Origin of the sequence: Aestuariicoccus sp. MJ-SS9, assembly GCF_032586235.1 — a bacterium.
Lineage (GTDB): Bacteria > Pseudomonadota > Alphaproteobacteria > Rhodobacterales > Rhodobacteraceae > Aestuariicoccus.
Genome location: NZ_JAWHTD010000034.1, coordinates 36,205 through 43,429 on the forward strand (window position 1 = coordinate 36,205; position 7,225 = coordinate 43,429).

Genomic DNA, 7,225 nt, shown 5'->3' on the forward strand with positions numbered 1-7,225 from the left:
CGCGCGCGCGTTGGGAACCGAACCCGCGCCCGGCCTGGGCTTCCTTGCCTGGCCGCGCCTAGCGCCCCGACAGGAATGTCACCAGCGTGTCCATGAAAGGCTCCCAGGCGGGCGTTCCGGGCAGCGGCAGGTGATTGGCCGTCTCCAGGATCGCCAGTTCGGACGATCCGATCTCGGCGGCGAGCTTTTGGGCTTCGGCGAGCGGATGCACGCCGTCGCGCCGACCGTGGATCATCAGGGTCGGGCAGGCGATGCGCCCGAGCAGATCGACGACCGAGGCGTTGTTGATCACATCGCGGATCGCGACCATATGGTCGGAGTTCATCGAACTCTGCATCAGCCGCACCAGCTCCTTGACCACCTCGAACGGACCTTCGGGAAAATACGAGGCGAGCACCGCCGTGGCAAAGGCGCCCTCGGGTTCGTCCCAGCCTTCGGCGATCAGGCTGCGGATCACATCCTGCTGGCCCGGCGCGCGGCGGCGGACGCGGCCGTTGGCATAGCCGCCGACGATGGCCAGCCGGGTGATCCGGTCGGGATAGGCCGTGGCCAGGTGGATGGCGGGCAGCACGCCGCCCGATGTCGAATAGACGCCGAACCTGTCGATCCCGGCGGCGTCGGCCACCGCGATCGCGTCCTCGGCGATACGTCCAAAATCGGTCTCGGCGACGGTGCGGTCGGACAGCCCCGCGCCGATGGGGTCAAAGCGCAGGATCGTGAAATGCCGCGACGGTTCGGCAAAGAACGCCCGGCCCGCCGCCAGGCTCCATTCCACCTCGAGATTGGCAGCCCCCGAGAGGCGCATGTATAGCACCGGCGGACCCGATCCGCTGAGGGCATAGGCCAGCCGCCGCCCGTCGGCGTTTCTGGCGTAGCGGATGCGCTGGACGCCGGGCGTGGCCATTGGCGCGGCGGGCACGCCCGGCACGGGGCCGTCCACGCGCTCGACACCGGCGATCAGGGTGTGGCCCCGCCGCGGGACCGTGCGGATGACCGCCTGATCCTTGCCGCTGTCGCCGACCGCCCGCCTGGCGGCGGCGATGCAGGCCGAAATGGCCGAGTCCGAAACGAACCGGCCGTCCCAGACCTCGTCGATCATTTGCTCGCGCGAGACCAGCTCGCCAGCCTCGCGGACCAGCAGGTGCAACAGGTCGAAGACCCGCGGTTCCACATGCACCGGCGCGCCAGACGATGTCAGAGTGTGCCGCGCGTCGTTCAGCACAAATCCTGCAAAGCGGTATTCCATGATCCGAGTGTACCCCGGCGCTCGCCCCGAAATCCAAGCATTTCCGACCGAACGGACAGGCCGCATCGGCGGCTGTTCCCAGGCGCGCGCCGCGGGTCACGACAGGCAGCCGGTCAGGTCCCGCATGGCGGATCCGGCGACGCGTGGGCGGGCGGGATATTCCGCGTCATATGCAAAGATTGACATGTGTTCCATCTGTGCGACCATGGTGGAATTCAAAAAAGGGAGGTTTGCGATGAAGATCATTCAAGGTATCGCCTTTGCGGCATCGGCTTTGGTTCTGGGATCGCTGGCAAGCGCCCAGGACGAGGCCGGATTGAACAAGGACTACCGGACGTTCCATTCCGACGGATCGGTGGTCTATGGCGAGATCGGCGACAGCTACACCTCGGATCTGGTGATGTATCTCGCGGGCAACCAGTTCATGGTGATGGAAGAGCTCATCAAGGACTTTCAGTCGATCAATTCCGACATCGGCACGATCTATGTCGAGACGATCCCGCCGGGGCAGATCCTGAACGGCCAGATCCTCAAGCAGGGTCAGATCAACGATCAGGACACCGCGATGAATCCCGACCTTTATGCGTCGGTGAACCTCAATCACCTCAAGAAGCTGGCTGGAATGGACAAGATGCATGACTACATGATCTACATCCACAACAAGCTCGAGCTGATGGTCGCCGAGGGCAATCCCAAGGGGATCGAGGGCCCCGAGGATCTGGCGCGCGGCGATCTGGTCCAGTCGCATCCCAACCCGCTGACCGAGGGGATCTTTCGCTTTTACGGGTCCGAGATGCTCAAGGACATGGGGCTTTACGAACAGGTCACCGCGAATGCCGAATGCAAAAGCTGCTGGGCCATCGAGGGCAAGACCTGGTTCACCTCGCGCCATCACCGCGAGACGCCGCAGCGGATCGGGGACGGCGAGGCAGACGTGGGCATCGTCTGGACCACCGAGGTGATCGAGGCCAAGGCAGAGGGACGCATGATCGACGGCGTGGCGATCCCGGCGCCGCTCAACAAGCAGGACAAGGTCAGTTATGCGATCGGCGCGCTGAGCGACGCGCGCAACCCCTACAACGCCTACCGCTTTCTGTCCTATCTCGGGACCGAGCGGGCGCAGGGGATCTATGCCTCCTACGGGTTCGTCCCCGCGACGACCGAAGAGCTGCAGCTCAAGCCGCTTATGACGAACTGAAAACCGGCGCGGCCCCTCGGGGCCGCGCGCGCCGCCCGCGTTCGAGGGAATGCGCCTTCGGTCCGGCGATTGCTTTGCACTTCGGGTCGCGATGCCAGAACAATCTGTTTCCGGACGCCATGTTTAGAATTTTGGCAAAGTCACCGCAATCTGCGTTCAGCCAGAGATTGCGCGACTGTTTCGCCATTCGTCGTATTGCGGCGCGATCCATGGCATTTTCGCAGCTCCGTCGGATTGTTCGCCTTTGACGTGCGGTCGCCCGGTGTCACGTCGCGTGAAGCATGCGGGTCCGGGTTAATCAATCGGGCAACATCATGTGGCAGGTTTCATGATTAGGTCGAATTTGCCCGTCATTCCGTCCGTCGAGCGGGGCCAAATCGGATTGCGAGAGTTAGTTAGTGAAGAAGAGTGTTTTTGATGACAGTACCGACGAGTTCCCGGGCGTGACCCCCTTGCAAGACCGTGCGTCTCCTGTTCGGAGCGCGCTGGCCCCTCTCACCAGATCGTCCCGCACAATGCTGCCGTGGACCGAAATTCTGGCGGCCCTCGGCATTCTGGTGCTGATCCTGAAGGGGGGATGAACGCGCCGCTCACCACGTGATGTCCGGTGCGCGGGGCGGTGCGTTGCGCCCGCCGTGGCGACCATGCACTCAGCGCATGGCGGCGATGAGCCATTGTCGATTGTGCACCTGCAGCATGCGGCTATCTAGGTCTCAACGGCATCGGGACGATGCCACGGCATAGAATGCAAGGACGCACATCATGGCTTATGTTTCGATCAACCCGACGGCGGCAACCGGGCTCTTTTCCCGGATCAAGGATCTGCGCGCGGCGTTTGCCGCGTATCGGGCGCGGCGCGCCGTCTATCACAAGACCCTGACCGAGCTGGACGCGCTCAGCGACCGCGATCTGGCCGATTTCGGGCTGCACCGCAGCGAGCTTCCGCGCGTCGCGCTGGACGCGGCCCGCGAGGTCTGACCCGGGCGGGGCGCTCGGCCTTGTCCTGACGCATGGCGCGTCGGGACAGGGCGGGCGGCCCGATCCCAAGGCGGCACCTGCCGCGCGGCGCAAGGTGCGTCGCCACAGGGCCTGGTTGTCTCTTCGGTAGCTTCCCGCCCCGCCGCCCGGCGGATCAGCCGCCCATGCAGCGAAAGCCGCGCATTGGCGGCCAGAACGCTGGCCTCCGCGCCTGGCATAATGCGCCTCGCTCGCCTCGAACCGGGCCTGCGCAGCTCTTGCGCGCCCTTTCGGGGCTTAGTCCAGCACGACGATCCCGGTATGCTTGGACTTGTGCTCGGGTTCGACATGGATCGTCACGCGCGCGTCGGGCACCGCCTTGCCGATGCCGGCCTCGACGCGGTCGCAGATCTCGTGCGCGTCAAAGACGGTCATGCCGCCCGGCACCACCAGGTGGAACTCGACAAAGGTGGCGCTGCCCGCGTGGCGGGTCCGAAGGTCGTGCGCCTCGACCGCGCCGGCGGCCTCGGTCGAGATGACCTCGCGTATCAGCGCAAGCGTTTCCTCGGGCACGGCCTCGTCCATCAGGCCGCTGAGGGACTCCTTCACGACGCGCCAGCCGGACCAGAGGATATTGACCGCGACCAGCCCCGCCATCAGCGGATCGAGGATCCACCACCCGGTCAAAAGCGCCAGCAGAACACCGGCCGCGACACCGGCCGAGGTGACCACATCGGTCCACAGATGCCGGCCATCGGCCACCAGCGCGGGCGATTTCAGCGCACGCCCCCGCCGTACCAGCACGAAGGCCCAGACGGCGTTCAGCGCCGTTGCCGCGCCGTTGACCAAAAGGCCCTCAATCGGCGCATCCAGCGCGCGGGGGGCGAGGATGCCGTCATAAGCCTCGCGCAGGATGAAGAGCGCCGCGACGATGATCATCACCCCTTCGAGCACCGCGCTGAAGAACTCGGCCTTGTGGTGGCCGAAGGGATGACCGGCATCCGCGGGCCGCGCCGCGACCCGGATCGCCACCAGCGCTGCGAACGCGGTCGCCAGGTTCACCGTGCTTTCCAGCGCGTCCGACAGCAGCGCGACCGACCCCGTCATCCACCACGCCAGCATCTTCAGGCCAAGAACGACGATGCCGACGGCAAGGCTTCCGATGGCCAGTTTGAGCGCAGCAGACATGGGCCTTCCCCTTTCGGTCATACCGGGGATAGCCGAGCGGCGCGGATCACTCAAGGCGTTGAATTTGCGAATGATAATGCCTCGCAAGATCAGTCCGCGAGGCGGCGCCCGATCGATGCCCGGTCTCGGGACGGGATGCGCCCATGAAGCCCGCGGGGCAGGCCGTTGTCTTGGGCCGCACTCGGCGGCGCCACGGCAAACCCATGCAGGCGGCTCGCCTTATCCGCGCAGATCGGCCAGGGACCTGGCGGGGGCGATCTGGCGCAGCTGGCCGGTCTCGACGTCGTAGAGCATGGCCGACACGTTTGTGCCGTCCGGCAGGCCCGGCGCATCGCGCAGCCGCGCGATGTCGGTCGTCAGGTCGCTTTCGGGATCGGTGATCGCGCTTTCGGACACATCGACGCCGATGCTTTCCAGAATCCGCGCACGGAAGGCCGGGTCGGCAAGGCTCTGTGCGCCGCATTTGGTGTGCTGCATCAGCACGATGTTTAGCCCGGCCTCGGGCTGGTCCGTCATCCGGGCCACCATCAGCGCGAGGGTCGCGACCTCGTCGATGAACGCCTGCGTGACGCGTCCGCCGTTGTTGCGGAAAACCACCGCATCCCCCAGCCCGAGGCCGAGCGTATGGGCCGGATCGACGCGGGCGTCGATGCAGGTCAGGATCAGGGTGCCGAGCCGGGGCAGCGGCGGCATGTCGGCATGGGCAAAGCCCTCGGCAAAGTCGCGGTTGCGGTCGAGCAGGATGTCATTGGGGGTCATGTCCGGGTCCTTGTGGCTGGGGAGTGGAAAAGGTCAGCGGGCGGCGAGGGCCTTGGGGGCGGGCGCGGGTCCGTCCTCCAACAGCAGCCGCCCCTCGGCGGCGGCGGCCTGCCAGCGTGGGTTCTGGTGACCGCCGCGCGGCGAGGCCAGCCGGGCATGGCCCTCGAAGCTGTCGAGCTGCCGCAAATCCGGCGCAGGCGTCAGCAGCATCCGCAGCATGAAACCCACCGCCCCGGGCAGCGACGCATCGCGCACGTTCGGCGCCAGCCGGGTCACGTCGCGGGCATAGCGTTCGGCGGTGGTGGCAAAGCTTTCCGCCGGGCGCCCGGTCAGACGCGCCACATGGTCGGTCGGCGCCCCGATGGCAAATGCGCCATTGGCCAGCTCCTCGGCGTAATGGCGCAGGTGGTGGCTGTCGAAGTCGGGAAACCCCATGGCCCGCGCGGCCTTTGAAAACATACGGAACGAGATCGGGCGGTAGCGCACGGGGCGGCCAAAGACCTGCGTCAGCACCGCCGCCACGTCCGTCCCGGTCAAAAGCGCTGGCCCGGTCGGCCGCCAGGACGTGCCGGCGTACCGCTGCGGATTGTCCAGCAGGGCCGCCGCGCAGCGCGCGATGTCGCGCTCGGCCACAGGCGCGTTCGCACCGTCGCCGAAGGGCAGGGTTAGCACCCCCAGCTTGCGGGTGATCGGCGTGGTCAGCAGGTAGGGAAAGGCGAAAATCCCCGGGTTGAGGTGAATGACCGCGACATCCGGCATCCAGCGCGCGACGTTGTTGGCGATCCAGTGTTCCCGGGTCAGCATCGAGGGATGCTCGGGGCTGGGGTTCCACCCCGAGAGCAGCACCAGCGACTCGAGCCTGGCCGCCTGCGCCGCGAGGCAGACCAGCATGGTGTTGTGCAGCAGATGCGGGGTGAAGGGCGGAATGTGAAAGGCGCGGTCGACGCCCTGCATCGCGGTCTCGACGTCGCGATAGTCGAGCAGGTTGCCGACGACGACTTCCGCGCCCATCCGCCCAAGCTCTGCCGCGCGATCGTCGCGGCGGTGCACCATGGCCCGGACCTCATGCCCGGCCTCGATCAGGAACGCGACGGCATCGCGACCGATCCGCCCGGCGGCGGAGGTCACGAGGATTTTCGATGGGTTCGGCATGGGATCGACCTTTTAGATGATAGTTGTAATCTTATAATTTAGATGATACCTGAAATCTTAATCGTCAACCCCCAAAATCACGAGGCCACCATGCCCAGAGTGTCCAACGCCGAAAAACTCAAGTCTCGCAGGCGCATACTGGATGCCGCCTCGGCGCAATTCCGGGAAAAGGGGATCGAGGCGACCAGCCTTTCGGATGTCATGAAGGCCGCCGGGATGACGCATGGCGGCTTCTACCGGCATTTCACGGACAAGGACGAACTGGTCGCCGCGGCCTTCCGCAATGCCGTCGACGACCTGATATCAGAGATCGAGGCCCTGCCGGACCGGTCGGTAAGGGATCGCGCGCGGGCAGACTATATCGCCACCTATCTGTCGCAGGATCACGTGGACCGGCGGGCGGCGGGCTGCCCGCTTGCGGCGCTGGGGTCGGAACTGGCGCGGGTCGGGGGCGGGACCAGGACCGGCACCGCCGAGGCCGTGGACCGCGTGGCGACGTTTCTGGGCGCGGATGGCGTGCCGGCGGGCGGCTATGCGCTGTTGTCGCTACTGGTGGGGGCGGTCACGCTGGCGCGGCTGGCGGACGATCCGGCGCAGTCGCAGGCCATTCTCGATGCCGCCCGCGCGGCGGCGGAGAAGTTGACCCCGGCGTCCTGACCCTTCTGTATCTGCGCTCTGCTAAACTTGCCCCGTCACCGGCCCCGGCCAGGGTCGGTGACGGGGTG

General features: G+C 66.3%; 8 protein-coding genes. 3 read left to right on the forward strand and 5 right to left on the reverse strand.

What is annotated here, in order from left to right; all coding sequences use genetic code 11:
* Positions 1 to 58 precede the first annotated feature (58 nt).
* Both RXV88_RS18025 and RXV88_RS18030 read right to left on the reverse strand, forming a co-directional pair.
* Positions 59 to 1,246, reverse strand: a complete 1,188-nt coding sequence (locus tag RXV88_RS18025; protein WP_316294891.1) for an alpha/beta fold hydrolase — start codon at positions 1,244 to 1,246, stop codon at positions 59 to 61.
* A gap of 96 nt (positions 1,247 to 1,342) precedes the next feature.
* Positions 1,343 to 1,492 (reverse strand): hypothetical protein, encoded by a 150-nt coding sequence (locus RXV88_RS18030; protein WP_316294892.1) that lies wholly within the window; start codon positions 1,490 to 1,492, stop codon positions 1,343 to 1,345.
* Between RXV88_RS18030 and RXV88_RS18035 the strand changes: the two genes are divergently transcribed.
* On the forward strand, positions 1,482 to 2,444 hold the full coding sequence (locus RXV88_RS18035) for a substrate-binding domain-containing protein (protein ID WP_316294893.1): 963 nt from the start codon (positions 1,482 to 1,484) through the stop codon (positions 2,442 to 2,444). The two genes, RXV88_RS18030 and RXV88_RS18035, sit on opposite strands and share 11 nt — an antisense overlap.
* Positions 2,445 to 3,206: 762 nt before the next feature.
* Positions 3,207 to 3,422: a DUF1127 domain-containing protein gene (locus RXV88_RS18040; protein ID WP_316294894.1), complete on the forward strand. Its 216-nt coding sequence runs from the start codon at positions 3,207 to 3,209 to the stop codon at positions 3,420 to 3,422.
* A gap of 276 nt (positions 3,423 to 3,698) precedes the next feature.
* Here RXV88_RS18040 and RXV88_RS18045 read toward each other — a convergent pair whose 3' ends face one another.
* From RXV88_RS18045 to RXV88_RS18055, 3 genes are all read right to left on the reverse strand, one after another.
* Entirely contained in the window at positions 3,699 to 4,589 is an 891-nt protein-coding gene (locus RXV88_RS18045; protein WP_316294895.1) for a cation diffusion facilitator family transporter, read from the reverse strand.
* A gap of 219 nt (positions 4,590 to 4,808) precedes the next feature.
* Positions 4,809 to 5,348, reverse strand: coding sequence for a carbonic anhydrase (locus RXV88_RS18050; RefSeq protein ID WP_316294896.1), 540 nt, complete (start codon positions 5,346 to 5,348; stop codon positions 4,809 to 4,811).
* Positions 5,349 to 5,381: 33 nt separating this feature from the next.
* Positions 5,382 to 6,500: an NmrA family NAD(P)-binding protein gene (locus RXV88_RS18055; protein WP_316294897.1), complete on the reverse strand. Its 1,119-nt coding sequence runs from the start codon at positions 6,498 to 6,500 to the stop codon at positions 5,382 to 5,384.
* A 90-nt stretch (positions 6,501 to 6,590) separates the two neighbouring features.
* Here RXV88_RS18055 and RXV88_RS18060 point away from each other — a divergent pair, with 90 nt between their 5' ends.
* Positions 6,591 to 7,157 (forward strand): TetR/AcrR family transcriptional regulator, encoded by a 567-nt coding sequence (locus RXV88_RS18060; protein ID WP_316294898.1) that lies wholly within the window; start codon positions 6,591 to 6,593, stop codon positions 7,155 to 7,157.
* The last annotated feature ends 68 nt before the right edge of the window (positions 7,158 to 7,225 follow it).

What these genes read in the sequence shown, in the direction of transcription:
- RXV88_RS18050 (WP_316294896.1), bottom strand. Translation starts at nt 5,348, where the DNA reads ATGACCCCCAATGACATCCTGCTCGACCGCAACCGCGACTTTGCCGAG.
- RXV88_RS18055 (WP_316294897.1), bottom strand. Translation starts at nt 6,500, where the DNA reads ATGCCGAACCCATCGAAAATCCTCGTGACCTCCGCCGCCGGGCGGATC.
- RXV88_RS18035 (WP_316294893.1), top strand. Translation starts at nt 1,482, where the DNA reads ATGAAGATCATTCAAGGTATCGCCTTTGCGGCATCGGCTTTGGTTCTG.
- RXV88_RS18040 (WP_316294894.1), top strand. Translation starts at nt 3,207, where the DNA reads ATGGCTTATGTTTCGATCAACCCGACGGCGGCAACCGGGCTCTTTTCC.
- RXV88_RS18060 (WP_316294898.1), top strand. Translation starts at nt 6,591, where the DNA reads ATGCCCAGAGTGTCCAACGCCGAAAAACTCAAGTCTCGCAGGCGCATA.
- RXV88_RS18025 (WP_316294891.1), bottom strand. Translation starts at nt 1,246, where the DNA reads ATGGAATACCGCTTTGCAGGATTTGTGCTGAACGACGCGCGGCACACT.
- RXV88_RS18045 (WP_316294895.1), bottom strand. Translation starts at nt 4,589, where the DNA reads ATGTCTGCTGCGCTCAAACTGGCCATCGGAAGCCTTGCCGTCGGCATC.
- RXV88_RS18030 (WP_316294892.1), bottom strand. Translation starts at nt 1,492, where the DNA reads ATGATCTTCATCGCAAACCTCCCTTTTTTGAATTCCACCATGGTCGCA.